The 26,638-nt window shown below is 64.4% G+C and carries 27 protein-coding genes, 7 tRNA genes and 1 riboswitch; of the genes, 17 read left to right on the top strand and 17 right to left on the bottom strand.

The window, feature by feature from the left end; all coding sequences use genetic code 11:
- Positions 1-49 precede the first annotated feature (49 nt).
- From hisF to QRN51_RS15215, 14 genes are all read right to left on the bottom strand, one after another.
- Positions 50-826, bottom strand: a complete 777-nt coding sequence (hisF, locus tag QRN51_RS15150; RefSeq protein ID WP_078105458.1) for an imidazole glycerol phosphate synthase subunit HisF — start codon at positions 824-826, stop codon at positions 50-52.
- Between the two features lie 23 nt (positions 827-849).
- Positions 850-1,710, bottom strand: coding sequence for an ATP phosphoribosyltransferase (hisG, locus tag QRN51_RS15155; RefSeq protein ID WP_284990752.1), 861 nt, complete (start codon positions 1,708-1,710; stop codon positions 850-852).
- 158 nt (positions 1,711-1,868) lie between these two features.
- The gene (locus QRN51_RS15160; protein WP_018778638.1) at positions 1,869-2,132 is read right to left on the bottom strand and encodes a phosphoribosyl-ATP diphosphatase; all 264 of its coding nucleotides are present in this window, start codon (positions 2,130-2,132) and stop codon (positions 1,869-1,871) included.
- 117 nt (positions 2,133-2,249) lie between these two features.
- Positions 2,250-2,735 carry a 6,7-dimethyl-8-ribityllumazine synthase gene (gene ribH / locus QRN51_RS15165; protein ID WP_284990685.1) on the bottom strand — a complete coding sequence of 162 codons (486 nt, stop codon included), beginning with the start codon at positions 2,733-2,735 and terminating at the stop codon, positions 2,250-2,252.
- 41 nt (positions 2,736-2,776) lie between these two features.
- Positions 2,777-3,478, bottom strand: coding sequence for a GTP cyclohydrolase II (gene ribA / locus QRN51_RS15170; protein ID WP_059389084.1), 702 nt, complete (start codon positions 3,476-3,478; stop codon positions 2,777-2,779).
- A complete protein-coding gene (gene ribB, locus QRN51_RS15175) occupies positions 3,475-4,095 on the bottom strand; it encodes a 3,4-dihydroxy-2-butanone-4-phosphate synthase (RefSeq protein ID WP_370872257.1) in 621 nt (206 codons plus the stop codon). The genes ribA and ribB overlap by 4 nt, the downstream gene beginning before the upstream one ends.
- A gap of 71 nt (positions 4,096-4,166) precedes the next feature.
- The gene (locus QRN51_RS15180; protein ID WP_059389086.1) at positions 4,167-4,805 is read right to left on the bottom strand and encodes a riboflavin synthase; all 639 of its coding nucleotides are present in this window, start codon (positions 4,803-4,805) and stop codon (positions 4,167-4,169) included.
- Positions 4,805-5,956: a bifunctional diaminohydroxyphosphoribosylaminopyrimidine deaminase/5-amino-6-(5-phosphoribosylamino)uracil reductase RibD gene (gene ribD / locus QRN51_RS15185; protein WP_284990688.1), complete on the bottom strand. Its 1,152-nt coding sequence runs from the start codon at positions 5,954-5,956 to the stop codon at positions 4,805-4,807. Before ribD ends, QRN51_RS15180 begins: the two co-directional genes overlap by 1 nt.
- Positions 5,953-6,651: a nicotinamide riboside transporter PnuC gene (gene pnuC / locus QRN51_RS15190; RefSeq protein ID WP_284990753.1), complete on the bottom strand. Its 699-nt coding sequence runs from the start codon at positions 6,649-6,651 to the stop codon at positions 5,953-5,955. The genes ribD and pnuC overlap by 4 nt, the downstream gene beginning before the upstream one ends.
- 85 nt (positions 6,652-6,736) lie before the next feature.
- Positions 6,737-6,891, bottom strand: a riboswitch (FMN riboswitch).
- 99 nt (positions 6,892-6,990) lie between these two features.
- On the bottom strand, positions 6,991-7,653 hold the full coding sequence (gene rpe, locus QRN51_RS15195; protein ID WP_284990754.1) for a ribulose-phosphate 3-epimerase: 663 nt from the start codon (positions 7,651-7,653) through the stop codon (positions 6,991-6,993).
- Positions 7,654-7,746: 93 nt separating this feature from the next.
- On the bottom strand, positions 7,747-9,297 hold the full coding sequence (locus tag QRN51_RS15200) for an RsmB/NOP family class I SAM-dependent RNA methyltransferase (protein ID WP_284990689.1): 1,551 nt from the start codon (positions 9,295-9,297) through the stop codon (positions 7,747-7,749).
- Positions 9,294-10,214 (bottom strand): methionyl-tRNA formyltransferase, encoded by a 921-nt coding sequence (fmt, locus tag QRN51_RS15205; RefSeq protein ID WP_284990690.1) that lies wholly within the window; start codon positions 10,212-10,214, stop codon positions 9,294-9,296. Before fmt ends, QRN51_RS15200 begins: the two co-directional genes overlap by 4 nt.
- Entirely contained in the window at positions 10,211-10,777 is a 567-nt protein-coding gene (gene def, locus QRN51_RS15210; RefSeq protein ID WP_284990691.1) for a peptide deformylase, read from the bottom strand. Before def ends, fmt begins: the two co-directional genes overlap by 4 nt.
- Before the next feature lie 50 nt (positions 10,778-10,827).
- Positions 10,828-11,709, bottom strand: a complete 882-nt coding sequence (locus QRN51_RS15215; RefSeq protein ID WP_284990693.1) for a cytochrome — start codon at positions 11,707-11,709, stop codon at positions 10,828-10,830.
- 163 nt (positions 11,710-11,872) lie between these two features.
- Between QRN51_RS15215 and QRN51_RS15220 the strand changes: the two genes are divergently transcribed.
- The gene (locus tag QRN51_RS15220; RefSeq protein WP_284990694.1) at positions 11,873-13,021 is read left to right on the top strand and encodes a GGDEF domain-containing protein; all 1,149 of its coding nucleotides are present in this window, start codon (positions 11,873-11,875) and stop codon (positions 13,019-13,021) included.
- A 76-nt stretch (positions 13,022-13,097) separates the two neighbouring features.
- Here QRN51_RS15220 and QRN51_RS15225 read toward each other — a convergent pair.
- Positions 13,098-13,172 (bottom strand) — tRNA-Val (locus tag QRN51_RS15225).
- A 260-nt stretch (positions 13,173-13,432) separates the two neighbouring features.
- Between QRN51_RS15225 and QRN51_RS15230 the strand changes: the two genes are divergently transcribed.
- The 8 genes from QRN51_RS15230 (at position 13,433) to QRN51_RS15270 (ending at position 17,511) form a co-directional block, all read left to right on the top strand.
- A tRNA-Gly gene (locus QRN51_RS15230) sits at positions 13,433-13,505 on the top strand.
- A gap of 55 nt (positions 13,506-13,560) precedes the next feature.
- A tRNA-Cys gene (locus QRN51_RS15235) sits at positions 13,561-13,631 on the top strand.
- Positions 13,632-13,672: 41 nt separating this feature from the next.
- Positions 13,673-13,747: transfer RNA gene (locus QRN51_RS15240), tRNA-Val, on the top strand.
- Between the two features lie 57 nt (positions 13,748-13,804).
- Positions 13,805-13,877, top strand: a tRNA-Gly gene (locus tag QRN51_RS15245).
- A gap of 48 nt (positions 13,878-13,925) precedes the next feature.
- Positions 13,926-14,000, top strand: a tRNA-Val gene (locus tag QRN51_RS15250).
- Between the two features lie 57 nt (positions 14,001-14,057).
- A tRNA-Gly gene (locus tag QRN51_RS15255) sits at positions 14,058-14,133 on the top strand.
- Positions 14,134-14,368: 235 nt separating this feature from the next.
- Complete coding sequence (locus QRN51_RS15260) at positions 14,369-15,829, top strand: amino acid permease (RefSeq protein ID WP_502870871.1); 1,461 nt, start codon at positions 14,369-14,371, stop codon at positions 15,827-15,829.
- Between the two features lie 464 nt (positions 15,830-16,293).
- Complete coding sequence (locus tag QRN51_RS15270) at positions 16,294-17,511, top strand: benzoate/H(+) symporter BenE family transporter (RefSeq protein ID WP_284990695.1); 1,218 nt, start codon at positions 16,294-16,296, stop codon at positions 17,509-17,511.
- A 25-nt stretch (positions 17,512-17,536) separates the two neighbouring features.
- On the opposite strand, the gene zapE is transcribed toward QRN51_RS15270, so the two are convergent.
- Positions 17,537-18,574: a cell division protein ZapE gene (zapE, locus tag QRN51_RS15275; protein WP_284990696.1), complete on the bottom strand. Its 1,038-nt coding sequence runs from the start codon at positions 18,572-18,574 to the stop codon at positions 17,537-17,539.
- 209 nt (positions 18,575-18,783) lie between these two features.
- On the opposite strand from zapE, the gene QRN51_RS15280 reads away from it, so the two are divergent.
- The 3 genes from QRN51_RS15280 to ybaK all read left to right on the top strand — a co-directional run bounded on the left by QRN51_RS15280 (position 18,784) and on the right by ybaK (position 20,771).
- The gene (locus QRN51_RS15280) at positions 18,784-19,707 is read left to right on the top strand and encodes a sulfurtransferase (protein ID WP_284990697.1); all 924 of its coding nucleotides are present in this window, start codon (positions 18,784-18,786) and stop codon (positions 19,705-19,707) included.
- 101 nt (positions 19,708-19,808) lie between these two features.
- Positions 19,809-20,264 (top strand): SufE family protein, encoded by a 456-nt coding sequence (locus QRN51_RS15285; protein ID WP_284990698.1) that lies wholly within the window; start codon positions 19,809-19,811, stop codon positions 20,262-20,264.
- A gap of 15 nt (positions 20,265-20,279) precedes the next feature.
- Positions 20,280-20,771 carry a Cys-tRNA(Pro) deacylase gene (gene ybaK, locus QRN51_RS15290; RefSeq protein WP_284990699.1) on the top strand — a complete coding sequence of 164 codons (492 nt, stop codon included), beginning with the start codon at positions 20,280-20,282 and terminating at the stop codon, positions 20,769-20,771.
- A gap of 27 nt (positions 20,772-20,798) precedes the next feature.
- On the opposite strand, the gene QRN51_RS15295 is transcribed toward ybaK, so the two are convergent.
- Complete coding sequence (locus tag QRN51_RS15295) at positions 20,799-22,049, bottom strand: alpha/beta hydrolase family protein (RefSeq protein ID WP_284990700.1); 1,251 nt, start codon at positions 22,047-22,049, stop codon at positions 20,799-20,801.
- A gap of 141 nt (positions 22,050-22,190) precedes the next feature.
- Here QRN51_RS15295 and QRN51_RS15300 point away from each other — a divergent pair, with 141 nt between their 5' ends.
- The 5 genes from QRN51_RS15300 to QRN51_RS15320 all read left to right on the top strand — a co-directional run bounded on the left by QRN51_RS15300 (position 22,191) and on the right by QRN51_RS15320 (position 26,582).
- Positions 22,191-22,682 (top strand): hypothetical protein, encoded by a 492-nt coding sequence (locus tag QRN51_RS15300; protein WP_059389095.1) that lies wholly within the window; start codon positions 22,191-22,193, stop codon positions 22,680-22,682.
- A gap of 13 nt (positions 22,683-22,695) precedes the next feature.
- Positions 22,696-23,187: a peptide-methionine (R)-S-oxide reductase MsrB gene (gene msrB / locus QRN51_RS15305; RefSeq protein WP_284990701.1), complete on the top strand. Its 492-nt coding sequence runs from the start codon at positions 22,696-22,698 to the stop codon at positions 23,185-23,187.
- Positions 23,188-23,361: 174 nt separating this feature from the next.
- Positions 23,362-24,732, top strand: coding sequence for a DUF6421 family protein (locus QRN51_RS15310; protein ID WP_284990702.1), 1,371 nt, complete (start codon positions 23,362-23,364; stop codon positions 24,730-24,732).
- On the top strand, positions 24,729-25,460 hold the full coding sequence (locus QRN51_RS15315; protein WP_284990703.1) for an SDR family oxidoreductase: 732 nt from the start codon (positions 24,729-24,731) through the stop codon (positions 25,458-25,460). The genes QRN51_RS15310 and QRN51_RS15315 overlap by 4 nt, the downstream gene beginning before the upstream one ends.
- Positions 25,461-25,469: 9 nt before the next feature.
- The gene (locus tag QRN51_RS15320) at positions 25,470-26,582 is read left to right on the top strand and encodes a threonine aldolase family protein (RefSeq protein WP_370872286.1); all 1,113 of its coding nucleotides are present in this window, start codon (positions 25,470-25,472) and stop codon (positions 26,580-26,582) included.
- Positions 26,583-26,638 lie beyond the last annotated feature (56 nt).

Genomic DNA, 26,638 nt, shown 5'->3' on the forward strand with positions numbered 1-26,638 from the left:
TATGAGGGCTCAAAACGACAACAACTGCGAGCTAGTTGGGCGGGACCCGCTAGCGGACCAGGAAGCCTGCTTCGCGGATCGCTGCCTTGACCTGGGCGATCATGTCGTCCGGACCAAAGTGGAACACCGAAGCCGCCAACACGGCATCGGCACCTGCCTCCACCGCGGGCGGGAAATGCGCCGGCTTTCCAGCGCCGCCGGAAGCTATGATCGGGATGTGGACAGCCGCACGGACCAGGCGGATGAGTTCGAGGTCGAAACCGTCCTTGGTGCCGTCGGCGTCGATGGAATTCAGGAGGATCTCCCCCACACCGCGGTCCGCGGCTTCCTTGGCCCACGCAATGGCGTCGATTCCGGTGCCCTGGCGTCCGCCGTGGGTGGTCACCTCAAAGCCGGAGGCCGTGGGCTCGGAGCCGGGCCTCGTGCGCCGCGCGTCCACTGACAGGACCAGCACCTGTGAGCCGAAGTGGCGTGTGATCTCGTCGATGACATCAGGGCGTGCGACGGCGGCCGTGTTGATGGAGGCCTTGTCCGCGCCGAAACGCAGGAGCTTGTCCACTTCGGCCACGCCACGGACACCACCGCCGACCGTCAGCGGGATGAAGACTTCCTCGGCAGTGCGGCGAACGACGTCGAACGTAGTTTCCCGGTTGCCGGAAGACGCCGTGACATCAAGGAATGTGAGCTCGTCCGCCCCGGCGTTGTCATAGCGGTGCGCCAGCTCGACGGGATCTCCGGCGTCGCGAAGACCCTCGAAATTGATGCCCTTCACCACCCGGCCGGCGTCGACATCTAGGCACGGGATGACCCGTACTGCTACAGCCATTGCTACTCCTGGATTGTCTCGTGTCAGATGCGGCAGGCGTGGATGCTGCTGACCAGGATGGCGCGGGCGCCAAGGTCGTACAGCTCGTCCATGATCCGGTTGGTTTCCTTTTTCGGAACCATGGAGCGGACGGCAACCCAGTCCGAGTCGCGCAGCGGCGACACCGTGGGCGATTCGAGGCCCGGGGTGAGGGTTGCGGCTTCTTCCACGAGGTCCTTGCGGATGTCGTAGTCCATGAGGACGTACTGGCGGGCCACGAGCACGCCCTGCAGGCGCCGGATCAGGACCTCGATTTCCTTCACGGTGCCGTTTGCGGCACCACCTTCGCCGGTGCGACGGATCAGGACGGCTTCGGACTTGAGGATGGGCTCGCCGAAGATCTCCATTCCGGCTGCTTTGAGCGTGTTTCCGGTCTCGACGACGTCGGCGATCGCGTCTGCGACGCCGAGGCGCACGGAAGACTCCACGGCGCCGTCGAGGCGGACCACCTTGGCTTTGACGCCCCGCTCGGCGAGGTAATCGCGCAGGAGGCCGTCGTAGCTCGTGGCGAGGCGCTTGCCTTCAAGCTGCTCGACGGCGGAGAAGTCGCCGACGGGGCCGGCGAAGCGGAAGGTGGACGCGGCAAAGCCAAGGGGAAGCAGCTCTTCCGCTTCGACCTGCGCGTCCAGCAGGAGGTCTCGACCGGTGATGCCCACGTCGAGCGTTCCTTGGCCGACATACACGGCGATGTCGCGGGGGCGGAGGAAGAAGAACTCAATGTCGTTGTCGGGATCGACCATGACCAGTTCGCGGGTATCGCGGCGCTGGCGGTATCCCGCCTCGGACAGCATCGCGGAGGCGGCTTCGGACAGGGATCCCTTGTTGGGGACGGCTACTCGCAGCATGTTGGGACTTTCTTGGGGGTGGAAGGTAAGTGTTTCAGGCATGGTGCCCACAGCACTGTTCTCAGATGAGACTTTTCTCAAAGGGAACATGCAGTGAGCGCGGGGGCCACGCTGGGGCTCCGGTGGGACCTTGCCAGGTCCTGACGAAGCGGACGTGGCTAGAGATGCTTGTAAACGTCTTCCAGGCTCAGTCCCTTGGCGAGCATCAGGACCTGCAGGTGGTAGAGCAACTGGGAGATTTCCTCGGCCGCGGCTTCATCGGACTCATACTCCGCAGCCATCCAGACTTCGGCGGCTTCCTCCACGACCTTCTTGCCGATGCCGTGGATTCCGGAGTCCAATTCGGCGACGGTGCGGGAGCCTGCCGGACGGGTCGCTGCCTTTTCGCTCAGTTCTGCGAACAGCGTCTCGAAATTCTTCACGCCCTACAGCCTACTTGCTCGGGGGCGGTGCCCGCCTGTCGGGTCATTGCATGACGGAAGGGATGTGAGCGAACGCACAACGTGCGCGGTTATGCCCACATCCCTTTCGTCGATTTGCTAGGTGTACTGCTTGAGGGTCAGTGCCGTGGAGAGCGCAGCGGTCACGGCCTCGTGCCCCTTGTCCTCGGACGAGCCTTCCAGTCCGGCCCGGTCCAGGCCCTGCTGTTCGGTGTCGCACGTGAGCACGCCGAAGCCGACCGGCACCCCGGTGCGGACGCTGACTTCAGTGAGTCCCGCCGTCGCCGCCTGGCACACGTACTCAAAGTGCGGCGTCCCGCCGCGGATGACGACGCCGAGGGCGACGACCGCGTCGAAATGCGGCGCGAGCCGTGCAGCCGCGACGGGAAGCTCAAAGGATCCCGGGACGCGCAGCACAGTGGGCTCGGCAATGCCGGCTTCCTTCGCGGCACGCAGTGCTCCGTCGAGGAGCCCGTCCATGATCTGGGTATGCCAACTGGCCGCCACGATGGCGAGCTTCAGCTGGTGGGTTTCCGCCGGGTTGAGGGTGGTGAGGTCGATGGTGGGGGCGCCGTGTCCGCTCATGGGTGTGTGTTAGTCCGTTCAGTCAGGCTTGTAGGTGAAGTTCAGTCTTGTTCGAGGTCAAATGTGCCGGCGGAAGCGTGGGTGCCGGCTGGTTCGGTGTCACCGAGGGTCAGGCGGTGGTCCATCCGGTCCTTCTTGGTCTGAAGGTACCGAAGGTTTTCTTCACGGGACGGAACCTCGGTGGGCACCATCTCGACAACCTTCACGCCGGCCGCGGCAAGCCGGTTCTGCTTGTCCGGGTTGTTGCTCAGGAGGCGGATTTCGTGGAGGCCCATTTCGGCAAGGATCTGGGCAGCCGCTTTGTAGCAGCGTGCATCCACCGGCAGCCCGAGCTGCTCGTTGGCCTCGACCGTGTCGAATCCGGCTTCTTGCAGTGCGTAGGCCTTGATCTTGTTTGCGAGACCGATGCCGCGGCCTTCCTGTCCGCGCAGGTAGAGCAAGGTGCCGCCCTCTTCCCGGATCAGCTCGAGGGCATAGGCCAACTGTTCGCCGCAATCGCAGCGGTACGAACCGAAAACGTCGCCCGTGAGGCACTCCGAGTGCAGGCGCACCAGCGGGGCCTTGCCTTCGAGCGGCGCCTTCGGGGAACTCACGGCCAGGTGCTCCGCACCGGTAGCAAGGTCGGTCCACGCCTGTGCCACGAACTCACCGAAGGCGGTGGGTAGCTGGACAATCGGGCCGCCGCTCACCGGATGCGTTGCGCGCGCCGGAGTGCCGCCGTCGTGCGTTGTCGCTGTAGTCATCGCTGCTCCTCGTTTCCTGCCGGAATTGCAACCTGGTTCCCAGCCTCCGACGCTACAACATAAGCAACGAGATCCTCGATCGAAATCAGAGGACATCCATGCTCCGCAGCGAACTCCCGGAGGCTGTCCAGGCGCATCATTTCACCATCGTCATGTACCAACTCGGCGATCACGCCCACCGGGGCGAGCCCCGCAAGCCGGCAGAGATCAACCGCCGCTTCCGTGTGCCCCGGACGTTCACGCACTCCCCCATTAACGGCCCGGAGCGGAAAAATATGCCCGGGCCGTGTGATCGAGGACGGCGTGCTGCTGGAATCAGCCAGAATCCGGGCTGTCAGGGCCCTGTCCGTGGCGGAAATCCCGGTGCTTACGCCCACAGCGGCATCACAGGACACCGTGTAGGCCGTGCCCTTGGCATCTTCATTGACCAGGACCATGGGCGGCAGCGCCAAGGCATCGGCCCGTGCCCCTTCGAGGGGGACGCAAATGACGCCCGAGCTGTAGCGGATGGTCCAGCCCATGAGGGCAGGCGTCGCGTGTTCGGCTGCGAAGATGATGTCGCCTTCGTTTTCGCGGTCTTCATTGTCCACGACAATGACGGGACGGCCGGCCGCCATCGCCTGCACGGCCTTTTCAACGGGGTCCAGCCCTTGGCGCACCACCGTGGTGCTGCCGTTGTGTGCGGCGCTCACTGGGCAGCACCGCCTGCAGTTGCCGGCGCACGGAAGGACAGCAGCCGCTCGGTGTATTTCGCGAGAACGTCCACCTCAAGGTTGACGCGTCCGCCGGTGGCCTTGGCCCCGAGTCCGGTTTCGTCCAGCGTGGTGGGAATGAGCCCCACTTCAAACCAGGGGTTCTCTGCTTCGGCCGGGCTGACGGCAGTGACGGTGAGTGAAACGCCGTCGACGGCGATGGACCCCTTTTCGGCGATGTACCGTGCCAGCGGGGCCGGCACGCCGAAGCGGAGCCGGTCCCAATTGCCGAGCGACTCGCGCTCCAGAAGCTGCCCGACGCCGTCGACGTGGCCCTGCACGACGTGGCCGTCCAGGCGGCCGCCCGCCTGGACACACCGCTCGAGGTTCACGGTGTCACCCGCGGCCAGTTCGCCGATGGTGGTGCGGACGAGGGTTTCGCCCATGACGTCAACGCTGAACTCCCGGCCGTCGATGTCCGTGGCGGTAAGGCACACGCCGTTGACCGCGATGGAGCCGCCCAAGCCAAGCCCTTCGGTGGTGCTGGGGGCCATGAGGCGCAGCGTAGCGCTGGCCTCGCCGTCGTGCTCGACGGACAGGACCGTGCCTTGTTCAGCAACGATTCCGGTAAACATCAGTGTCCTCCTGTGGTGGTGTCCGAGGCGTCCTTGCCCGGAAATGGTTCATGGTGTTCGGTGTGCGACTTCGTCCACGCCGGTTTGTTTCCATCCGACGGGCCGGACCTCAGATGCAGCCGGAGGTCGCGGCCCAGTGCATGGACCGCACCGCCACCGGCGTCGTCCCAGTTCCAGTGCTGGGCGTCTGCGAGGGTGGAGATGCCCAGATCCGTCAGGGCCGGCGTACCGGAGCCCAACAAGGTCGGCGCAAGATAGACGATCAATTCATCCACAAGGCCAGCGGCAAGGAACGCGCTCAGGATGCGGGAGCCGCCTTCCACCATGACGTGCCGGACGCCTTCGGCGAAGAGCAACTCCAAAGCTTCGGAAGGGTCGCGTGTCGGTAAATGGACGAACTTCCCGTCAGTCCCCCGCACGGCGGCGTCCGCCGGGACCTCCCGTAGACCCATGACGGCCCGGAGTGGCTGGCTTGGCGATTCATCGCCGTTCTCTTCCCGTGCCGTCAGCCGCGGGTTGTCCACCAGGACGGTTTCGGTACCCACCAGAATGGCGTCGATCAAGCGGCGCAGTCCGTGGTTGTCGGCCAACGATTCCGGACTGGAGATCCATTGGCTGGTCCCGTCCGCGGCCGCGATCCTGCTGTCCAGGGTCTGGGCAATGTGAAGAGTGACGAACGGGCGCCTCGCCTCCACCGCATTGAACCACTCCCGGTTCAGCTTCAAGGCCTCGGCGGCGGCCAGCCCGGAACGCACGTCCACACCGGCAGCGCGCAGCCTCGCGGCCCCTCCCGCTGCCGGATCGTGGGGGTCGTCCACGGCGTAAACCACTCGCGATACGCCGGCGTCGATGATCGCCTGGGTGCACGGTCCCGTGCGGCCCACGTGGTTGCAGGGCTCCAAGGTGACCACCATGGTGGTTCCGGCGAGGTCGAGGCCTCTTGCCTGCGCTTTGGTGATCGCGTCCGCCTCGGCGTGGGGGGTGCCGGCGCCCCGGTGGTAGCCCGTGATGAGTTGCTCTCCCTTGGGCCCGAGCACTACTGCTCCCACCAAGGGATTGGCGCCACGGTGTCCCCGGAGGGCCACGTGGAGTGCGGTCTCCATGGCCGCCGACTCAGCTTCCGAAAATTTCGGGTTAATGGCATCGCTCATGAGAGGGCTCCTGCGGTTTCCGGCTCGGCTGTTGCCCTGAGCGGCTGGCTTTCCCGTCGGTCCGCACGCCACCAGACGAAGAATCCGGCGAGTGTGAAGAACCCGTAAAAGAGATACATAAACGCACTGGCAAAGTAGCCCGCGCTGAAAAGCAGCGGAACTCCGACAATGTCCACGGCAACCCAGATCAACCAGAATTCGGTCCAGCCGCGCGCCATCCCATACGTTGCCAAGAGTGAACCCATAAAGGTCCAGGCATCAGCCCACACGGGCGGGTAGGAGCCCATGGAATCAAAGACGGGGGTGAGTGCGGCTGTTCCGGCAATCATGGCGGCCAGCATTCCGATCCGCACTTTGGGGCTTGCCCAGCCGGGCACAATGGCGTGGCCGTGGGTGCCTGCTTGGAGGCCTTGGCGCCAGCGGTACCAGCCGTAGGCGGCGACGCTGATGAACATGATCTGTCGTCCGGCCTGGCCCCAGAGGGTTGCCGGTGAGGCGGCACCGAAGACGTTGCCAAGAAAGACGGTCAGCAGGAGCACGTTGCCTGCGATCCCGATGGGCCATGCCCAGACTTTGCGGCGCATGCCGCCCAGGGCGCTGGCGAGCCCGAAAATATTGCCTAGCACTTCGCGAAGAACAAGCACAGATCCGCCTACGGGAATCTGTGCTTCGAAGAGCCATCGCAGAAAGTCCATGTCGTTCCTTCCCTCGAATGCCGCGATGGCTCCGGGGGTGTACGACAGCGCGATGCCGGGCGCACGGAGCGCCCAAAGCATGACTGTACGTGCTTCTCCCATCCAGACTTTAACTGTCGGTACCGGAATTCCACCAGTTCAACCGTCCGCCGCCGTGATTCCCGTGAAGGAAACGCGATGGCTCGCGGGTCGCGGACTATAACCGCCGGTTCGGAATTACACCGACCCCGGAGCACGTATGTGTATTGCTATTCTGACACAACTGGAGGAATGGCTGATGTATTCCCCGACCAATATGCAGGCAATTGCGTCATTGTTGTCACATTGCCGCGGTGCCGGTCACATTGCCGCGAGGCCGGCGGCGCGCAGCCGCTCAATCGCGGCAGCCGGATCCTCGTGGCCATAGACGGCGGATCCGGCAACGAACACATTCGCGCCGGCTTCGGCCGCCCGGACGATTGTCTCCTCCGTGACGCCGCCGTCCACCTGGATTGCCACGCCGATACCCGAGCCGTCGATCGCGGCACGCGCCCGACGGATCTTGGGCAGCGTCACGTCAAGGAAGGACTGCCCGCCGAAGCCCGGCTCCACGGTCATGATGAGGAGCAAGTCCAGTTCGCTGAGCATGTCCAGGTACGGTTCCACCGGCGTGGCCGGACGAAGGGCCATGCCCGCCTTCGAACCGCGGGCACGGAGCTCACGCGCGAGCTTGATGGGAGCCATCGCCGCTTCCGCATGGAAGGTCACGGAAGCCACGCCCGCGTCGGCGTAGGCCGGTGCCCAGCGGTCGGCGTCGGCGATCATCAGGTGGGCGTCGAGCGGGACCGGGCTGACGGCCTGGATCCGCTCCACGACCGGCAGGCCGAGCGTCAGGTTCGGGACAAAGTGGTTGTCCATCACATCGACGTGGACGGCGTCGGCGTTGCTGATTCTCTTCAGCTCGGCTTCCAGGTTCACGAAGTCCGCGGACAGGATGCTCGGGTTGATACAGCACTCAGTCAAGGCAGTTCCCTCAGTGTTGGTGGCGGTCTGGGTGGTTTGGCAATTCTCCAGCTTAGGCACGCGGGACTTTCAGCCGGGGAAAGACGCCGAAGGTTACGGCTTCTTCCGGATAAGGGCCAGGAACATCGCATCGGTTTGGTGCACGTGCGGCCACAGTTGGGCGGTCAACCCGTGCCCGGCGCCCAGGTTGCCGCTCAGGCTGACGGCATCCAGGGCCGCGCCGGAGTCGATCTGCTCCAGGTCGTCCCGCTTGCGCAGGACATCGCTGACGACGGCGGTGGTTTCGGCCGGGTGCGGGGAGCACGTCACGTACGCCACCACTCCGCCCGGCTTGACGGCGTCGATGGCCGAGTTAAGCAGTTCACGCTGCAACGGACCGAGATCGGCAAGGTCCTTGGGCGTCCGGCGCCACCGTGATTCGGGACGGCGGCGCAGCGCGCCAAGGCCGCTGCAGGGAACGTCGACCAGCACGCGGTCGAAAGTCTCCGGTTGTTCCTTGCCGACGTCGCGCCCGTCGCCTACCCGTACGGTCCAGGCGTCCCCCGGGACCGCCGAGAGGGCTTGGCTGACCAGCTTTGCCCGGTGTTCCGCGGGCTCGTTCGCGAGGAGGGTCGCACCTTCCTGGTGGGCGAGGGCCGCCAGCAGCGCCGCCTTGCCACCGGGACCGGCGCACAGGTCCAGCCACTTCTCGCCGTCCTTGGCGGACTGTCCGAGGTCCACACCAGCGACGGCGCGGGCTACCAGTTGGGATCCGACGTCCTGGACGCGCGTGGTGCCTTCGCGGATGGAGGACATGCGCCCGAGGTCGCCGCCGCTGGACAGCGCCGAGTCGATGACGAGTTCGCCGGGGGTGGCCCCGCTCTCCAGGGCTTCATCAAGATTGCCGATGCCGGGCAGCGCCACGAGGTTCACCACCGGCGCCGCATTGTCGGCTTCGAGAAGTTCGGTGATTTCGCTCGCGGGACGTCCATGCATGACGAGGGACTGGCGCAGCGCCCTGACAATCCATTCCGGGTGCGCATGGCGTACGGAGGCGATCCTGGTTTCGTCGGTCTCGTTCTCCAGCAGGTGGTCGAGCCACTCCGGCAGCGTCTTGGCGGTGACTTTCCGAAGCACGGCGTTGATGAGCGACGACGGGCCGGCTCCGATGACCGCGCGGGCCAACCCGACCGTCTGGTCGAGTGCGGCGTGGGCAGGAACGCGCATGGCGAGCAATTGGTGGGCGCCAAGCCGCAGCGCGTCAAGGACTGCCGGATCGAGTTGCGCGAGTGGCCGGTCGACACACTCGGCCAGGACGGCGTCGTACATCCCCTGGCCGCGCAGTGCCCCGTAGCTCAGCTCGGTGGCGAATCCGGCGTCGCGCTTGTCGAGGTGGTGGTGGCGGATCCGTGAGGGCAGCACGAGGTTCGCATACGCGTCTTCCGAAGCGACTGCGCGCAAGACTTCGAACGCCACCAATCGTGCCGGATCCGCGCGCCGGGTCCGCTGCGACGGTGCGTTGGTCGAGAAACCGCGCTGCGGGCCCCTATTGCGTTCGCGGCCTTGGGCGTTGCGGATGCTCTCGCCCCGGGGACCGCGGTTGCCGTGGCCCCCGCCGTCCCGATTCCCGCTGTTGTTAGGGCCGCGCCGGCCGGACTCATTCATTCGAATTCCACGCTTTCTGGTGTTGCCAAACCACGGGCCCAATCGGCCGACGGCATCATCTTCTTGCCCGCAGGCTGGATCCGCCCGAGCTGCACTGCATGGGATCCGGTCCCGACCAGGACGTTCTTACCGTCAACCCGGACATGGCCGGGCGCAAGGTCCCGGATGTCCGGGCGCAATCCGACAGGCTCCAGCTTGACGCGCTGTCCGTCGAGCGTGGTCCAGGCTCCAGGTTCGGGCGTGACGCCGCGGGACCGGCGGTTGATGGCGAGGGCCGGTTGCATCCAGTCGAGGCGGCCGTCGTCGAGCGTCAGTTTTGGCGCCAGCGAGACATCGCCTTGCTGGGGCTGGGGCGCCGCTTTGCCGGACTCGACGGCGGACAGCGTCTGGCTGAGCAGGACCGCCCCGCTGCGCGAGAGCCGCTCCAGCAAGTCGCCAGCCGTGTCTTCGGGGCGCACGGTTTCCGTCAACGTCCCGAAGACCGGTCCGGTGTCGAGTCCTTCTTCCAGGAGGAACGTGGCGGCTCCGGTGATGTCGTCACCGGCGATGACTGAGCGTTGGACCGGCGCCGCGCCGCGCCAGGCAGGGAGGAGGGAGAAGTGGAGGTTGATCCAGCCGTGGCGTGGTACTCCGAGCGCGGCTTTGGGGACGAGGCCCCCGTAGGCGACGATCGCGGCGACGTCCGGCTCATACGAAGCGATCCGCTCGGTGGTCCCGGCGTCCACTTTCGAGGCGTGGATGATGTCGATGCCGAGTTCAGCCGCACGTGCCGCCACGGGAGACGGCGTCAGGATCCGCTTGCGGCCGGTCGGGGCATCCGGCCTGGTCAGCACGGCGACGATCTCGAATCCGGCTTCGATCAGCGCGTCAAGGGAAGGGACGGCGACAGCCGGGGTGCCGGCGAAGAGCACCCTCATTCGGCGGCCCCGAAGCTGCCGAAGCTCGAGCCCACGGTGTTGGCCCTCTTGGCCGTGGTCCGTTCAGTCACGGAGTGGTAGTGCGCCGCGCGGATGGCGCGGAGAGCGGTTTTCCGGTCCTCACCCTCCAGGCGGTCCGTGAACAGGATCCCGTCCAGGTGGTCGGTCTCGTGCTGGAAGCAGCGCGCGAGCATGCCCTCCGCCTCCACGGACACGGTGTTGCCGTTGATGTCCACACCGGTTGCACGGGTGGTCCTGCGGCGACGAACCGGGAACGCGAGTCCGGGAATGGAGAGGCAGCCCTCTACCTCGTCGGGCTGGAAGTCATCGCTGTTCTTAAGCACGGGGTTGATGATGTGGCCTTCCACCCCGCCGATCCGGTAGGTGAAGACCCTCTGGCTGACACCGATCTGCGGTGCGGCGAGCCCTGCACCGTCCACGTCCTCCATGGTCTCGGTCATGTCCGCCACCAGTTTGGCGAGCTCAGGCCCGAATTCCGTGACTGGATCAGCAACCGTGCGGAGCACGGGGTCGCCGATGATACGGATACTCAAAATGGCCATGTGCTGTCTTTCCTCACGATCGGCGAAGCTTCGGTCCCGGCAAAAGGGGCCTAGGCCAGTTTAGTTGAGCCTGCGGGCGCTGCAGCGGCAGGGTACGACGGCGGAGCTACCGGGAGCAGCGCCGTTCCCGCCGCGGCCACATCGGCAGACATCTCCCACACCCGCTTCAAGGCGCAGAACTTCCACCAGTGGTGCTTGAGAACGTCCGGATTGGCCCGCTGGGGACGCACTTCGGTCTCGCCGATAGCCACCGCAAGCAGGACCGGGTTCTCACCGTATTTCCACGGTTCCCACTCCCCGGCCACCGGATCCACGAGGCTTTCCTCGGCCTTCATGCCCGCAACCAGTTGCATCACTACCTTGTCGTCGAGCGGTTTCACTGTTCCGTCACGGGTTGTGCCCTTGGTCTTGTAGTCGATCAGGCAGACCCTGCCGTTGATTTTGGCGACGAGGTCCAAGGTTCCGGCGTAACCAACGCTTGAGTTCCAGACAGTAATCTCGGGTGCGATGGGCTCCACCCGGTACAGCTCCCACCATTCATCGAAGCGGGCCGCGAAGGCTTCCTCGCCGTTCGAAGCGAGCTCTTCACGCGTTTCCTTGACGCGGTGCGGGCGTCCGAGGGCGCGGAGGGCCACTTGCTCGCAGTAGTTGTGCACGCGGTCGCCGCGGCGCGCGGCGTCGTCCCGGTACACCTCCGCGGCCTTGGCTGCCTTGTTGACGGCCTGCCGCATCTTGGCAGGACTGGAAAGATGTTGCGGGAGTTCCGGGTCCTTCGCCAAGCTGCTGGCGCCCATGTAGCCGAACCAGCCGTCCAGGGAATGGGCCTGCTGGCCGATCACCGTGGTGATGGAAGGGACCGAGAAGGTCTCGGACGTGGACCGGGCATACATCCGGCCGTATTCGGTGGCATGGGCAAGCAGTGGATCTGTCATAAGAAAACTCTTTCACACACCGCCGACAAGAAAACGCGGAGCCTTGGTGGCCGTCGACGGGACTTCCCTTATCCCGTAATTCACAAGGCCCCACGCATGGCGCGCAAGGTTCCTTGACTCACGGTGCCATAATTGGTCACGTCCTCGGCTACTGGAGCGCATCTTGGTCCTCGATATAACAACACTGCGAGTCGCCCTAGGCGTGGTCGCCCTGACCCTGCTCCTCTTGTTCTACGCATCCTTCAGGCGCACGCGGTCGTCCTACAACGGGTGGTGGTGCATCGCACTCCTCTTCTTCCTCGCAGGCAACCTTGCGTTCCTTCTCAACGGGACGCCGTATCAAGTCTGGGCGAATCCCTCGGGAAACGTCCTCCTGGTGGGCGGAGCGTTCAGCGTGTGGACCGGCGCCCGGTCCCTCAGGATGTTACCGCCGCCTCGGTGGCAATTTGCCGCGGCCTGTGGCGTCACGGCCATCGCCTCCGTTTTGGAAAGCCCCGGTCACAACACGTGGTCCGGGGGCCTGGTCTATCTGGGATTCATGACTGTGGGAATCGCGTTGGCGTCCCGCGATCTGTGGCTACTTGATTCCAGCTACTCCCATGTGCACAAGTCGATGGCCTTGGCCGCGGGATTCCTGGCGGCCTACTATTTCTGCCGCCTGTCCGTGTATCTCGTCGAAGGTCCAAGCGGACCGAACTTCCGCCTGTATTTTGGCCCGTCCATGGCCAGCCTGGTCACGCTGATACTCCTGGTTGCCGTCTCGTTCAGCATGACCGCCCTCAGCAACGATCAGCTGATCAACCGGCTCAGCGAACGCGCTGCCCGCGACAACCTGACCGGGCTCCTCAACCGTGGCACGTTCATGGAGCTGGCCACCAAGGAGCTCGAGCGCCTGAACACCACAAACTCGGTCGCCTCATTGATCCTGGCCGATCTGGACCACTTCAAGGCGATCAATGACGAGTACGGTCATGCCGCCGGGGACACCGCATTGCAGGCGTTCGCGGCTGCGTGCACCGAGTCGGTACGATCCACGGACCTGGTCGGACGCTACGGGGGCGAAGAGTTCATCCTGCTTTTGCCGGGAGCCAGCCAGGAAAGGGCTGAAAGCATCGCGGCCGACATCAATCGCTCTTTGGCGGCAGCCAAGAGCCTCGACGACATCCACGTCCCAACGGTGAGTTACGGGGTCACGTCAACTGAGTTCGACGCCGTCGACCTCACCGCGATGATTGCGGCCGCCGATGCGGCCCTCTACGAAGCAAAGTCACTCGGAAGGAACCGGGTGGTCCGGGCGTCACCCCTTGCGTGATTGGGCGACGGATCCACGAGCAACGAGAAGAGGTCCTGTGCGAAACATGAACCATGTTTCGCACAGGACCTCTTCTTGGTGGGCGATACTGGGTTCGAACCAGTGACCTCTTCGGTGTGAACGAAGCGCGCTACCACTGCGCCAATCGCCCGTGCACAAGAAGACTAACCGACCCCGGCCGGAATTCAAAAATCCGGAAAGTATCGGGCCGGCCGGCTAGGCAACAACCAGGAAAATGCCCACGAATCACAAGCGTGTAACTCGCAAATTCCGCGCCAATTCAAGGAACTTACGCCCATTGCTCACGATTCCGGCAGATCGATTTGGAGTTTCCCGGAACCTCCTATAGAGTTTTTACTCGTCGGAAAGCGACGGAATGCCCCCTGCGGGCAGGCCGCCGAAGAAGACTATGCGGACGTAGCTCAGCTGGTAGAGCACCACCTTGCCAAGGTGGATGTCGCGAGTTCGAATCTCGTCGTCCGCTCGCAGGACACTGTCACGGCATTGACTTCTTGGAGCCCCAGGAATCGTGCTTACACGGTGGGTTGGCCGAGAGGCGAGGCAGCGGCCTGCAAAGCCGTATACACGGGTTCGAATCCCGTACCCACCTCGGTGAAAACCTTGGTTTCCGGTCCAGGCCGGATTGCATTTGGGCGATTGGCGCAGCGGTAGCGCGCTTCCCTGACACGGAAGAGGTCACTGGTTCGATCCCAGTATCGCCCACCAAGGCAAGGCAACTTGCTTGTTGATGAACGTCCGGCCCCGGCCGGATGACCATCATGTGCGGACGTAGCTCAGCTGGTAGAGCACCACCTTGCCAAGGTGGATGTCGCGAGTTCGAATCTCGTCGTCCGCTCTCGTATTTTAAGGTCCCGGAAACGGGCCGGGCGGCTTATGCCGATCCGGGCGATTGGCGCAGCGGTAGCGCGCTTCCCTGACACGGAAGAGGTCACTGGTTCGATCCCAGTATCGCCCACCAAGGCAAGGCAACTTGCTTGTTGATGAACGTCCGGCCCCGGCCGGACGACCATCATGTGCGGACGTAGCTCAGCTGGTAGAGCACCACCTTGCCAAGGTGGATGTCGCGAGTTCGAATCTCGTCGTCCGCTCCATTTCCTCCATCGCAATTGCACTTGGTCAAATGCAGTGACACCGTTCAAGCAGCTCCGCCGGAGCTGCTTTTTTTGTGCCCGCAGCCACCCACTACGCCCCGCCTACCTGTGTCGCCCACCCGAAAGATCAGCAGAACTGATCAATACCACTCAGCAAAAATCACTTTATCCAATGTGATTCAGCTCGCATACTTTTCTTCAGGCCTAATTCGTCCACGCCCACACGCAGGAGCACATGGTGAATCAACAAACTCTCGTCCGCTCGATCATGAGGAAGAAACCCATTGACGACATCGAGGAGGAAAGCAAGCACAGCGGGCTCTTCAAAAGCCTGGGCCTCTGGCAACTGACGGCCATCGGCGTCGGCGGCATCATCGGCGTCGGGATCTTCTCCTTGGCCGGGCTCGTGGCGCACGGAAGCGCGGATACCCCGGGTGTCGGCCCGGCCGTGCTGATCTCGTTCCTGGTTGCGGGCCTTGCCTCTGCGGCCGCGGCACTCTCCTACGCCGAATTCGCGGGCATGATCCCCCGCGCCGGATCCGCCTACACCTATGGCTACGTCGCCCTTGGCGAGGTCATCGGATGGTTCATCGGCTGGGACCTGCTGCTGGAGTACATCGCAATCGTTGCCGTCGTCGCGATCGGCATCTCGGGCTACTTTGACGCATTCCTCGCCGGAATAGGCATCCACATGCCCACCTGGATGACCTCCACCGTGGACGAGGGGAAGGGCGGGGTCATCAATCTTCCGGCCATCCTGGTCTGCCTGCTGGTCACCTGGATCCTGAGCCGCGGAACCAAGGCGTTTGGCCGCTTCGAACTCGTGGCGGTGGCCATCAAAGTGGTGCTCATTCTGTTCATCATCGGTCTGGGCATCTTCTACATCAACACCAACAACTACAACCCGTTCATGCCCAGCGGCTTCGGGCCGGTCCTGGCCGGCTCCGCAACGGTCTTCTTCGCAGTGTTCGGCTATGACGCCATGAGTACAGCCGCGGAGGAAGCCAAGGACGGCAAGAAGCACATGCCCAAGGCAATCGTCCTCTCGCTTGTCATCGCCATGCTCCTCTACGTAGCGGCCACCCTGGTACTTACCGGCATGCAGAACTACAAGGACATCAACCCCACCGCCGGTTTCGCCTCCGCCTTCACCGGAGTCGGATTGCCCGTCATCGCCACCATCATCTCCGTATTCGCGGTCCTGTCCATCCTGACCGTGATGCTGACCTTCCTGCTCGGCGTCACCCGTGTCTGGTTCTCCATGAGCCGTGACGGCCTGCTCCCGGGCTGGTTTGCGGGGACCGACAAGCACGGCACCCCGCAGCGCGTCACGTGGATCGCAGGCATCGCCTCGGCGCTGCTCGCCGGCGTCTTCCCCATCAAGGCCGTCGCCGACCTGACCAATATCGGCATCCTCGCGGCGTTTGTGGTGGTGTGCTTGTCAGTCATCATCTTCCGCTACAAGAAGCCCAATGCGCCCCGTACCTTCCGACTGCCGTTCATGCCGGTGGTTCCGGCCTTCGGAATGCTCGCATCCGGCTTCCTCATGCTCCAGCTCCATTGGGAAACCTGGCTGCGTTTTGTGGTGTGGCTGGTCATCGGACTGGTCATCTACTTCAGCTACGGTCGCAAGCACTCCTTGATGAATCCGGACAGCCCCCGCCACCAGGAGCTTTCTCCCGAGAAGCAGCTGTGACCTTTTCCAAGGATCGTTTGACATTCCAGTCAAATTTTCCCTTGGCACCTCCAAGGTCTCGGGTTAGGATCGAGAACGGAGGAGCGAACTGGCTCCGTGATTGAAGGGAGGTGCCCGTGGGATTACTTGACGATCTGAAGGGCAAAGTTCAGGACCTCGTTGGTGGCAGTGAAGAAGCCATCAAGGACGGGATCGAATAGACCGCCGATTTTATCGACGACTAGATGCGGTTCAGAGAGCCGCTTCCGAGTTCGTGGACAACCTCGACGGTGACGCTGAAAGGGCTATGGCCTGGACAGCTCCCTCCGCCAATGAGGCTCCGTAGCCGGTTCTGCCGGCCAGAGCTCCCGATTACAGTTACGTCAACGGGGCACCGGTCCCGCCGCGAGGCGCCGCCGGTGCCCTTGGCGTTTAACCGTTGCCGCCTCGGCACACGCACCAAGGCTCCGGTAACGTGATGGACTATGCCAGCGTCATCACTCGACACCGGACAGCCACGTCCAGCTTCCGCCTCCCGGCAGCTCTCCCGCCCGCTTGTTGCTGGAATCGTGACCGCGCTGGTCGGTTTCACTTCTTCCTTCGCAGTAGTGCTCGCAGGCCTCCGGGCGGTCGGGGCCACCCAGGAACAAGCCGCCAGCGGGCTCCTGGCCCTCACCCTCGCCTTCGGGCTCGGCGTGCTCTGGCTTTCCTGGCGCTCCCGCTTGCCTGTCACCCTTGCGTGGTCGACGCCAGGGGCCGCTTTGCTGGCGGGAACCGGAGTGCCCGACGGCGGGTGGCCGGCCGCCGTCGGCGCCTTCCTCATCGCTGGTGTACTGATTGCCTTGACCGGGCTCATTCCGGCGCTTGGCAAGCTAATGGCGAAGATTCCCACGGCCCTCGCCCAGGCGATGCTGGCCGGAGTGCTTTTGTCCCTCTGCCTTGCCCCGTTCAAAGCCTTGGGCACCGCTCCCCTCTCGGTGGCTCCGGTGATCCTCTGCTGGCTGGTCATGATGAAGCTGGCACCCCGCTGGTCGGTCCCTGCCGCATTGTTGGTGGCACTCGCAGTCATCGGAATCTACATCGTGGTCAACGGCGTGGACATTCCTGTGAACCGACTGTTGCCTGAGTTGCAGTGGACCACCCCTGCTTTCACTCCCACCACAGTGGCCGGCATCGCCCTGCCGTTGTTCATTGTCACCATGGCTTCCCAGAACATTCCGGGGGTGGCCGTGCTGAAGTCCTTCGGGTACACCGTCCCGTGGCGCCAGTCGATGCTGGTGACCGGCGCAGGGACCGCGCTGGGGGCTCCCTTTGGCGGGCATGCGATCAACTTGGCGGCGTTGAGCGCTGCGCTGGCGGCAGGGGAAGAGGCAGGTGAGGACCGGGGCCGGCGCTGGATCGCGGCCTTCACATCAGGCCTGGCCTACCTCATGCTGGCAGCCTTCTCCGCCGCGTTGGTGACCGTCGTGGCGGCGGCACCGCCAGGGCTCCTGGAAGCCGTCGCGGGCTTGGCCCTGCTGGGCACCCTGGCATCCGCCATCGCCTCTGCCCTGGCTATTGCCGAAGAACGCATGGGAGCCTCCGTGACGTTCCTGATCGCGGCCTCGGGCCTCAGCTTCGCCGGGATCGGCGCCGCGTTCTGGGCGCTTGCCGCCGGAATCCTGGTGCGTTGGGTCCTGAAAAAAAGGGAACCCCGGAACTAGAGCGTGGGGCAGCCTGCCCCAATCTCTAGGACGGCTCGTGGTTTTGGCCCTCGCGCGCCAGGGCGGTCAGACGGGACACGGCGCGGAAGTACTTCTTCATGTACCCGCCAGTCATCATTTCCTCAGTGAAGAGCTTGTCGAAGGGCACACCGCTGGCAAGGATCGGGACGTCCTTGTCGTACAGGCGGTCGGCCAGTACCACGAAGCGTAGGGCGACGGCCTGCTCGGTAATGGTTTCGACGTCGCGCCAGACAACAGCATCGATGCCTGCGATCAGCTTGCGATAGCGGCTGGGGTGGACACCGGCGAGGTGGTCGATCAGGCCGCGGAAGTCGTCCACGGCCACGGTCTGGCCGTCGAACTCGGCGTGCATCTGCCGTTTGAGGTCTTCGGTCTTCAAGGGTGCCGGAGCCGCGGGCAAGCCGCGGTGCCTGAAGTCTTCCCCGTCGATCCTGACAACATCGAACTGGTCCGCAAGGACCTGGATCTCCCGCTGGAAGTCGACGGCGGCAAAGCGGCCGTCTCCCAGTGAACCAGGCAGAGTGTTGGATGTGGCAGCGAGCTTCACACCGGCGTCGGACAATTCACGCATGAGGCGGGACATCAGCACCGTGTCGCCCGGATCATCGAGCTCGAATTCGTCAATGCAGACAAGCTTGTAGCTGCTCAGAGCCTCCACGGTTTTCCGGAAGGAGAGGGCGCCCACGAGGTTGGTGTACTCCACGAATGTCCCGAAGGCTTTCGGACCCGGAGCCGAGTGCCACAGGGAGGCCAGCAAGTGGGTCTTTCCGACGCCGAATCCGCCGTCGAGGTAGATGCCGGCCCTGGTGCTGGCCTTCTTGCTGAAAAGCCGCTTGAACAGGCCGTCTCCGTCGCCGGCTCCGACCGTCGCCCCAAACGCTTCCAGGGACTTGACCGCTGCCGCCTGGCTGGGCTGGTTCGGATCAGGCCGGTAGCTCTTGAAGGACACCTCGCCGAACCGTGGAGAAGGGTAGAAACCCTTGAGAATCTCATCCGCTGAGACCGCCGGCGTGCGCGCGGCGAGCTGTTCGATCTGTACCAATGCGGTCCGTTCTTCGTGTCGTAAGTCCCCAGCAAGAATACCGGCAATGCCATGCCCCGGGCGGACACGTGATGAAGGCCACATTTCACCATATGAACGGGGAGGAGCTTTAGTCCCCGGCCCTCGATACTGTGGGACTAAAGCCCGGGCATGTCCTAACGCCCGGTGCCGCCCGGTGTCAGTGAAAGTGTCAGTGAAAGGCCATACCAATGTCCTACCCCGTTGAACAGAACGAAAAGTTCGCCGCGTACGCCCACCCCGAACGCCTGGTGTCCACCGAGTGGCTTGCCGCAGCCCTTGAAGGCGGCGCGCTTGGCGACGGCAAGCTGGTTGTTGTCGAATCCGACGAAGACGTCCTCCTGTACGAGACCGGCCACATTCCGGGCGCGGTCAAGATCGACTGGCATACGGACCTGAACGATGAAGTCACCCGGGATTACGTCGATGGTGAAGCCTTCGCGGCCCTGGCGGCCGCCAAGGGCATCTCCCGGGACACCACTGTGGTGATCTACGGCGACAAGTCCAACTGGTGGGCCGCTTACGCCCTCTGGGTTTTCACGCTTTTCGGCCACGAGGACGTCCGGCTCCTGGACGGCGGCCGTGACAAGTGGATCGCCGAGGGCCGCGACATCACCACCGACGTCCCCCAGCCCGCCCCGGGCGAGTACCCCGTGATCGACCGGAACGACGCCCCGATCCGTGCCTTCAAGGATGACGTGCTGGCCCACTTCGGCAAGCCGCTGATCGACGTCCGCTCCCCTGAGGAATACACCGGCCAGCGCACCCACATGCCTGCCTACCCCGAAGAGGGCGCCCTGCGCGGGGGGCACATCCCCACCGCGGCGTCCATCCCGTGGGCACGCGCCGCTGCCGAAGACGGCACGTACCGTAACCGGACCGAACTTGAGGACCTCTATCTCGGGGAAGCGGGCCTCACGGAAGGCGACGACGTCGTGGCCTACTGCCGTATCGGCGAGCGTTCCAGCCACACCTGGTTCGCCCTGAAGTACCTGCTTGGTTTCGAAACGGTCCGCAACTACGACGGTTCCTGGACGGAGTGGGGCAACGCGGTGCGCGTCCCGATCGCCAAGGGCGCTGAGCGGGGCTCCGTCCCCGCACTCGCCGGAAAGTAGTCCGGAATCTCCGTGCCCTGCCCGATGGGCCTGCCACATTGGCTAGGCCATATTCAAGCAACAGGAGCCAGACCGGCCCGGACTTGCGTAAGCTGGAAGTGATGAGTACTTATACTTTGCCCGCCGCATTGGCGGAAATTGTCGATGACTTCCAGGCACTGACCGAGCCCGATCGCCTTCAGCTGTTGCTTGAGTTCTCGCGTGGGCTCCCGGCTTTGCCGGAACGGCTGCTGGACCACCCTGAGCTGCTGGAACAAGTGGTGGAGTGCCAATCGCCGCTGTTCCTGACCATTGAACAGGAAAAGAACCCCGACGGCGTCGCTTACCGTTTGTTCTTCAAGGCACCGCCGGAGGCACCTACCACGCGCGGCTTCGCGGGGGTTCTGCACGAAGGACTGGATGGGCTGACTGCCGCGGAGATCCTGGCTGTACCGGATGACATGCCGGAACTGCTGGGCCTCACCCGGGCAATCACTCCCCTGCGCATGCGTGGCATGACGGCCATGCTGGGGCGGATCAAGCGCAAGGTCGCCGCGGCGGACCGCTTGTTGTCCTGATCCGGGATACCGGGAATGGCCAAGAAACAGGCTTCACAGGGAACGCCGGCCACAGCCGTACTGGCTGCGGCCGGCGTTCCTTTCACGCTGCACCCCTATGCGCACGATCCTTCGGCGCCCAGCTACGGGCTTGAAGCGGCCGAGGTCCTCGGTATCGATCCCGAGCGGGTCTTCAAGACTTTGATGGTGGACATTGACGGCAAGCTGGCGGTAGGCATAGTTCCGGTCAGCGGCACGCTGGATCTCAAGGCAATCGCGGCAGCTCTCGGATCGAAGAAGGCCACCATGGCCGACCCCAAGATGGCCGAGCGGCGCACGGGCTATGTCCTGGGCGGGATTTCCCCGCTGGGCCAGCGCCAGCCGTCGCCAACTGTGCTCGACGAATCGGCGTTGGCCTTCGGCACGGTCCTCGTGTCCGGTGGACGCCGGGGCCTGGACATCGAGCTGGATCCCGCAGACCTTATCCGGCTGACCGGCGCTCGGACCGCGCCGATCGGCAGCCCCTAGCAAACGCCGGCAGTAGCACCGGCATGCTCACGCCGACACAGGCCCGCCGCGGGGCGTGAGGTGCGGAGCGAGCCATGAGCGCACCAACCGCTCCCATTTCTGCGGATCCACATTCCACTCCTTCGTGTGGCGCGCGCCTTCGAAAGGTTCGAAGGTGACCATGTCGGGATTCTTTTCGGCGAGGCTGGCCGAGGGTTCGTAGGGAACATACTCATCGTCCACGCTGTGGATGACCAGGGTTGGAGTCCGCAATTCGACGGCGCGGGCATCCCAGTCCATCGCCTTCAAGTCGACGGGCGCGGCCAGGCCGGTCAGGCGCCTGCCCAACGGGTGCCCCAACATGAGCTGCCCGTAACGGCCCACGGCGTAGGGGATCCTGTTGATCTGCGCGTGGTGCGCCAGGACGTTGACCCAGTTGATCACGGGTGCGTCCAGGACCATGGCCCTGATCACATGGCGGTGATGCGAGAGATCGGCCGTCTGCAGGCAGATCGCCCCGCCCATCGACCACCCGAACAGGACCACTTCGTGGGCGCCGTGTGCGAGTGCATACTCAATGGCGGCGTCGACGTCGTGCCATTCCGTCGACCCCAGGCCGTACCGCCCGTCCGGGGCAGACGGCGCCAGGCCGTCGTTCCGGTAGGAAATGAGCAGGCTGTTGAGCCCAAGGTCGTGCGCTACGCGCGCGGCTCGCAAGCCTTCGAGCCGCGTGGCCCCACGGCCATGGACCATGATCGCCCAGGTTTTCGCCGGTTTCCCGGCGCTTGACGGAACCAACCACGCAGGCGCCTGCCCACCCTCGACGTCGATCTGTATGTCTTCGGAGTCCAGGCCAAGCGCCGCCGGGGAGTCGTACACAGCACCGCTCCACCACCCGCGCCGGGCCGTCGACAGATCCCCGCTATAGACTTCCTCGACTTCGCGCTGCACCGTCCGTTCGGCGGGCGAATAGGATATGATCCGCCCGATCCGCGCGAACCCTGTCCCGCCCGCGAAGAAGAGGCTGAACACGCCGTCGACGGTGGTGTCCGGGGTGGCCGCGAGAATGACCTGGAGCCCCTTATCACCGCGTACCACCGCCAACACCTCCTGGTCGGCCTCGCGCGTTGAGGGGGTGATAACGCGCCGGGCAAAATAGGCTGCGAGCGCAGAAGACCCTGCGCCCAGCAAGCCGGCGATGCTGCTTCCAGCAACGATCCCCGCAACGGCCCATTTGGCGCGGACGGACATTTTCGCACCGGTCTCAACGTTTGGCGCAGCTCGGGTCATGGATGCCATGTGACCATTCTCCCGGTTGCGGGGCAGTGTTCCGAACAGCGCCCTCTGTGGCGTTTCCTCGCGGGAGGCAACACCGCGGCGAGAACAGAATTGCCGCGCGAAACCATGCCTCCCGGCACGGCTCAGGTCTACGCTGTAGCCATGAGTGAACCAATCGTCATCCTTACCGAAGAGCCTCTCGGCCCGGACGACCGCGTCAATATTGCCAAACTGATCGACGGCGGAGACTCGCCCCTGGTGGTGCTGGTGCCCGCAAACACCGAACGGCATTTGTTGGTGGACTTCCTCGAGAACCTCTCGTTGCTTGAAGTAGCCAAGGCATTCCGGGATCTGCTCGCGGAGGCGCCGGATCCGCAGTCGGAGCGGGCCCAGGCTGCCGAGGCCTTGTCGGCGTCGCTCGCGGCCCTGGATGGGCTGGGTGGCGGGGTGACTGGTGAAATCGTCGACGGCGGCGCGGTGGCCGGCTTGGTGTCCAAGGTCAAGGCTCTCAATGCCGCGCAGGCCGTCGTCGTGACCCGCCCGCACGCGATCGCCGATACCTTCCATACAGATTGGGCGAACAAAGCCCAGGATCAGTTGGGGCTGCCCGTCCTGCATCTCTATGCCGGCTCGGGATTTATCGGCGACTCGTGAGCGTTGAGTGAGCATGAGCACTGCAGATAACAGGAAGTACTTCCAAGCCGCGGACCCCTTGGCCGGGGTTCCCCTCCAGGATGTCCCGAAGGACGGGCAATGCGTGGAGAAAACGGACGCCGAGTGGCGCGAGGAACTTACCCCGGAGGAGTTCAGGGTTCTTCGCCAAGCCGGAACGGAACGCCCGTACACGGGTGAGTACTGGGACACCCATACGGCAGGCGTCTACCAGTGCCGCGCGTGCGGCGCAGAGCTTTTCACCAGCAACGAGAAATTCGATTCCCATTGCGGCTGGCCGTCCTTCTGGGCACCACTCGCGGAAGGCACAGTCCGTTACATCCACGACCGTACTTTGGGAATGGAACGGGTGGAGGTCCGCTGCGCCAATTGCGATTCCCACTTGGGGCACGTTTTCGAGGGTGAGGGCTACGGCACACCTACTGACCAGCGGTATTGCATAAATTCCGTTTCGCTCAGGCTTGTCGAGTCCCGGGCCGGGCAGTAGCGCCAAGCTACCGGCAGTCCCCAAGGCCAGCCCTCCCCGGGCTGGATCTTCCGGGGCTGCCGGAGCCACTTGCGAAAGAGTTTCTTATGCTCGAGCCACTTTTGAATTAGCGACTCTGGCCGCTTGCTACGCTCGCCTCAGAACAATGATTCTTGAGGAAAGGCACCGTCGACGATGACCATCACCGTTACCACCACCCGTCCGCGCATCACCTCTGACAACCGGGACTGGATTTCCCTGAAGGCCGCGGCCACTGCCCTCCAGGCGTTCCAAAGCCAGGACGGTTCCATCCAGGATTCCCTCCACCACGAGGCTGCCCGGGCATACACGGCCACCATCACGGAAGCCATCAAGAGCATGGCACCTGCGTTCCCGCATGACGCCGCCTATCTCGAACTCCTGGTCGCGGACTTCGGCCGCTGGGCCGACGCCGGCTTCGGAGTTCCGGACTTCCTCGACTCACTGCTGGCCTTCCAGCCGCAGGAACACCGCGAAGACGGGCTCCAGCACCTCGTAGTGTTCCCCATGTACACCCAGAACGGCAGCACGAGCCGTCTCGTGGAAGCGGTCCTGATCGAGGTGATCTGGCCCGAGTTCATCGGCGCCTTGGAGGCCGGCGACTACTCCAACAAGCTGTTCGTACCCATCCGTTTCGTGGATTTCACTCCCGGGTACGACACGAATTCGGCCGTCCTCTTCCCCGAGACCGTTGCAGTGCGGGAAACGCCTGCCTTCACGTGGGGCGCCATCTTCGCAGACCGCGAGGCCGCCCGCTTCCGCCGCGTGCTCAAAGCAGCCGCCGCAACGACGTCCCTGCAGCTTCCCCCAGATGCCGCCGAGCTGCTGGATGACCAGGAACTCACGCAGCGCACGTTCGTCATGTGGGACCTGATCCACGACCGCACCCACATGCGCGGCGACCTTCCCTTCGATCCGTTCATGATCAAGCAACGGATGCCGTTCTTCCTCTACTCGCTCGAGGAGCTCCGCTGCGACCTGACGGCTTTCCGCGAATCCGTCCGGATCGAAAAGGACGAGGATGCATCCCCGGACGCCCGGCGCCACGCGAAGCTCGTGCAGTACGCCGTCATCTTCGACCGCATCTTCCGCTTCGCGATCACCGGCAACCGGGTCCGCAACTACGACGGACTGGGCGGCCAGCTCCTCTTCGCCTGGATGCACCAGCACCACGTCCTGCACTGGACCGACAGCAAGCTCAGCATCGACTGGGACGAGGCGGCCGACGTCGTGATCGAGCTCGGTGCCCGGATCGAAGAACTGTACTGGCGCTCGATCGACCGCCCCAAGGCCGCCCACTGGCTCGCAGCGTATAAGCTCATTTCCGGTACGGTCACTCCGCACCCGGCTTCGGTCTGGGCGAAGGGCCCGGAGGCACTGCCGCTCGACGGGCCGCCCCGCGGCCTCACAGACCAGGTCCTCGACGACGAATTCCCCCTGTCCATGTTCTACGAAGCACTGGAGAAGAAAATGCGTCCGATCATCGAATCAACCACCGGTATCACCGGGCAGACCGCAGCCTCATGACCGGCGGACCGCTGACTGTCGTCGTCACAGGTGGCAGCAACTCTTCCGGCATCGCCGTGGCCCGCGCCTTCGCGCTGGCCGGGCACCGGGTCTTCACCATCGGCTCAAACGAGGCCCGAATCGAGGCTGCAGCGGCCGAAGCGGGCGACGACGTCACTCCCCTCGTATGCGATCTTTCCCGGCTTGAGTCCGTGCGCGAACTCGCCTCGGAGATCCACGGGAGCACGGAAAGGGTCGACGGCGTCATCCATCTGGTGGGAGGGTGGCGCGGAGCCAAGGGAATCGAAGACCAGCCGGACGAAGACTGGGCCGCCCTTGAGCAAAGCGCCATCACAACCCTGAGGAACGTCTCCAGGGTCTTCTACAAGGATCTCGCCTCTTCCCCCACGGGCCGTTTCGCCATGGTGAGTTCGACGGCGGTCGCCGCACCTACCGCCGGGGCCGCCACCTACGCGGCGGCCAAGGCTGCCGCGGAGACCTGGACCCTGGCCGTGGCTGACGGTTTCCGCCGCGATCAATCAGGAAACAAGGACGAACCAACGGAGCAGCACAGCGCCGCCGTCGTCTTCGTGGTGAAGTCGCTCCTGGACGCGGCGATGCGGCGGGAGCACCCGGAGCGGAAATTCCCCGGGTACACGGACGTCGAGGACTTGGCGGCGGCCGCCGTCGGGCTCTTCGACAAGCCTGCAGTGGAACTGAACGGACAGCGCCTCCTCCTGGCCAAATAGACTGAAAGCGTGAATGAACAAGTGACGAGCACTACAGAAGAATTCCCGGCTGCCCTCGACACGGAAGCCGTTGGGCGCCTCCACGATCCCTCCGTCCGCGGTTTCGCCTCGGACAACTACTCAGGCGTCCACCCTGAAATCCTGGCGGCCCTGGCCGCAGCCAATGGCGGCCACCAGGTCTCTTACGGGGAGGACCAGTACACGGAGCGGCTCCAGGAAGTCATGGAGGAGCACTTCGGCGCAGGCATCGAATGCTTCCCCGTCTTCAACGGGACTGGCGCGAACGTGTTGTCCCTGCAGTCGCTGCTGCCGCGCTGGGGTGCGGTCATCTGCGCATCGACCGCCCACATCAACATGGACGAGAACGGCGCACCGGAGCGGATCGGCGGCATCAAGCTTCTCCAGGTCCCGACGTCGGACGGCAAGCTGACCCCGGAATTGATCGACCGCGAAGCGTGGGGCTGGGGCGACGAACACCGCGCGCAGCCCCTGGCCGTCTCCATCACGCAGACCACGGAGCTCGGCACGTGCTACACGCCGGAAGAAATCCGGGCGATCGCCGACCACATCCATGCCAAGGGCATGAAACTGCACATGGACGGCGCCCGGCTCGCCAATGCTGCCGCCCACCTTGGCGTGCCCTTGCGGACGTTCACCCGCGACGCCGGCGTCGACATCTTGTCCTTCGGCGGCACCAAGAACGGGCTGCTGTTCGGCGAAGTAGTGGTCGCCCTGAATCCCGAGGCCGCCCACGGGCTGAAGTTCCTGCGCAAGATGAACATGCAACTGGCCTCCAAGATGCGCTTCATCTCGGTCCAGTTCGTCGCGCTTCTGGAGTCCGGGCTGTGGCTTCGCTCAGCGGAACACGCGAATGCCATGGCCTCACGGCTGCGTGCGGCGGTCGACTCCATCGAGGGCGTGGAGCCTACGCAGGCCACGGAGTCCAACGGCGTCTTCGCGGTACTGCCCGCCGGCGTCGCGGATCGCCTTCGCTCCTCCTTCAAGTTCTACGACTGGAACGAAGCGAACCGGGAGGTGCGCTGGATGTGTTCCTTCGACACCACCGAAGAAGACATCGATTCCTTCGTTGCCGCAATCAAGCGCGAACTGGCCGCGGCATAGGCCGCAGGACGGGGCGGCGTGGCTTCAAGGTTTCGCCGCCCCGGACACATAATCTG

The organism is Arthrobacter sp. efr-133-TYG-120, from assembly GCF_030209785.1.
Classification (GTDB): domain Bacteria; phylum Actinomycetota; class Actinomycetes; order Actinomycetales; family Micrococcaceae; genus Arthrobacter.

What these genes read in the sequence shown, in the direction of transcription:
- hisF (WP_078105458.1), bottom strand. Translation starts at nt 826, where the DNA reads ATGGCTGTAGCAGTACGGGTCATCCCGTGCCTAGATGTCGACGCCGGC.
- hisG (WP_284990752.1), bottom strand. Translation starts at nt 1,710, where the DNA reads ATGCTGCGAGTAGCCGTCCCCAACAAGGGATCCCTGTCCGAAGCCGCC.
- ribH (WP_284990685.1), bottom strand. Translation starts at nt 2,735, where the DNA reads ATGAGCGGACACGGCGCCCCCACCATCGACCTCACCACCCTCAACCCG.
- ribA (WP_059389084.1), bottom strand. Translation starts at nt 3,478, where the DNA reads ATGACTACAGCGACAACGCACGACGGCGGCACTCCGGCGCGCGCAACG.
- ribB (WP_370872257.1), bottom strand. Translation starts at nt 4,095, where the DNA reads ATGGCGGCCGGCCGTCCCGTCATTGTCGTGGACAATGAAGACCGCGAA.
- QRN51_RS15180 (WP_059389086.1), bottom strand. Translation starts at nt 4,805, where the DNA reads ATGTTTACCGGAATCGTTGCTGAACAAGGCACGGTCCTGTCCGTCGAG.
- ribD (WP_284990688.1), bottom strand. Translation starts at nt 5,956, where the DNA reads ATGAGCGATGCCATTAACCCGAAATTTTCGGAAGCTGAGTCGGCGGCC.
- pnuC (WP_284990753.1), bottom strand. Translation starts at nt 6,651, where the DNA reads ATGGACTTTCTGCGATGGCTCTTCGAAGCACAGATTCCCGTAGGCGGA.
- QRN51_RS15200 (WP_284990689.1), bottom strand. Translation starts at nt 9,297, where the DNA reads ATGAATGAGTCCGGCCGGCGCGGCCCTAACAACAGCGGGAATCGGGAC.
- fmt (WP_284990690.1), bottom strand. Translation starts at nt 10,214, where the DNA reads ATGAGGGTGCTCTTCGCCGGCACCCCGGCTGTCGCCGTCCCTTCCCTT.
- def (WP_284990691.1), bottom strand. Translation starts at nt 10,777, where the DNA reads ATGGCCATTTTGAGTATCCGTATCATCGGCGACCCCGTGCTCCGCACG.
- QRN51_RS15215 (WP_284990693.1), bottom strand. Translation starts at nt 11,709, where the DNA reads ATGACAGATCCACTGCTTGCCCATGCCACCGAATACGGCCGGATGTAT.
- QRN51_RS15260 (WP_502870871.1), top strand. Translation starts at nt 14,369, where the DNA reads ATGGTGAATCAACAAACTCTCGTCCGCTCGATCATGAGGAAGAAACCC.
- QRN51_RS15270 (WP_284990695.1), top strand. Translation starts at nt 16,294, where the DNA reads ATGCCAGCGTCATCACTCGACACCGGACAGCCACGTCCAGCTTCCGCC.
- QRN51_RS15280 (WP_284990697.1), top strand. Translation starts at nt 18,784, where the DNA reads ATGTCCTACCCCGTTGAACAGAACGAAAAGTTCGCCGCGTACGCCCAC.
- QRN51_RS15285 (WP_284990698.1), top strand. Translation starts at nt 19,809, where the DNA reads ATGAGTACTTATACTTTGCCCGCCGCATTGGCGGAAATTGTCGATGAC.
- ybaK (WP_284990699.1), top strand. Translation starts at nt 20,280, where the DNA reads ATGGCCAAGAAACAGGCTTCACAGGGAACGCCGGCCACAGCCGTACTG.
- QRN51_RS15295 (WP_284990700.1), bottom strand. Translation starts at nt 22,049, where the DNA reads ATGGCATCCATGACCCGAGCTGCGCCAAACGTTGAGACCGGTGCGAAA.
- QRN51_RS15300 (WP_059389095.1), top strand. Translation starts at nt 22,191, where the DNA reads ATGAGTGAACCAATCGTCATCCTTACCGAAGAGCCTCTCGGCCCGGAC.
- msrB (WP_284990701.1), top strand. Translation starts at nt 22,696, where the DNA reads ATGAGCACTGCAGATAACAGGAAGTACTTCCAAGCCGCGGACCCCTTG.
- QRN51_RS15310 (WP_284990702.1), top strand. Translation starts at nt 23,362, where the DNA reads ATGACCATCACCGTTACCACCACCCGTCCGCGCATCACCTCTGACAAC.
- QRN51_RS15315 (WP_284990703.1), top strand. Translation starts at nt 24,729, where the DNA reads ATGACCGGCGGACCGCTGACTGTCGTCGTCACAGGTGGCAGCAACTCT.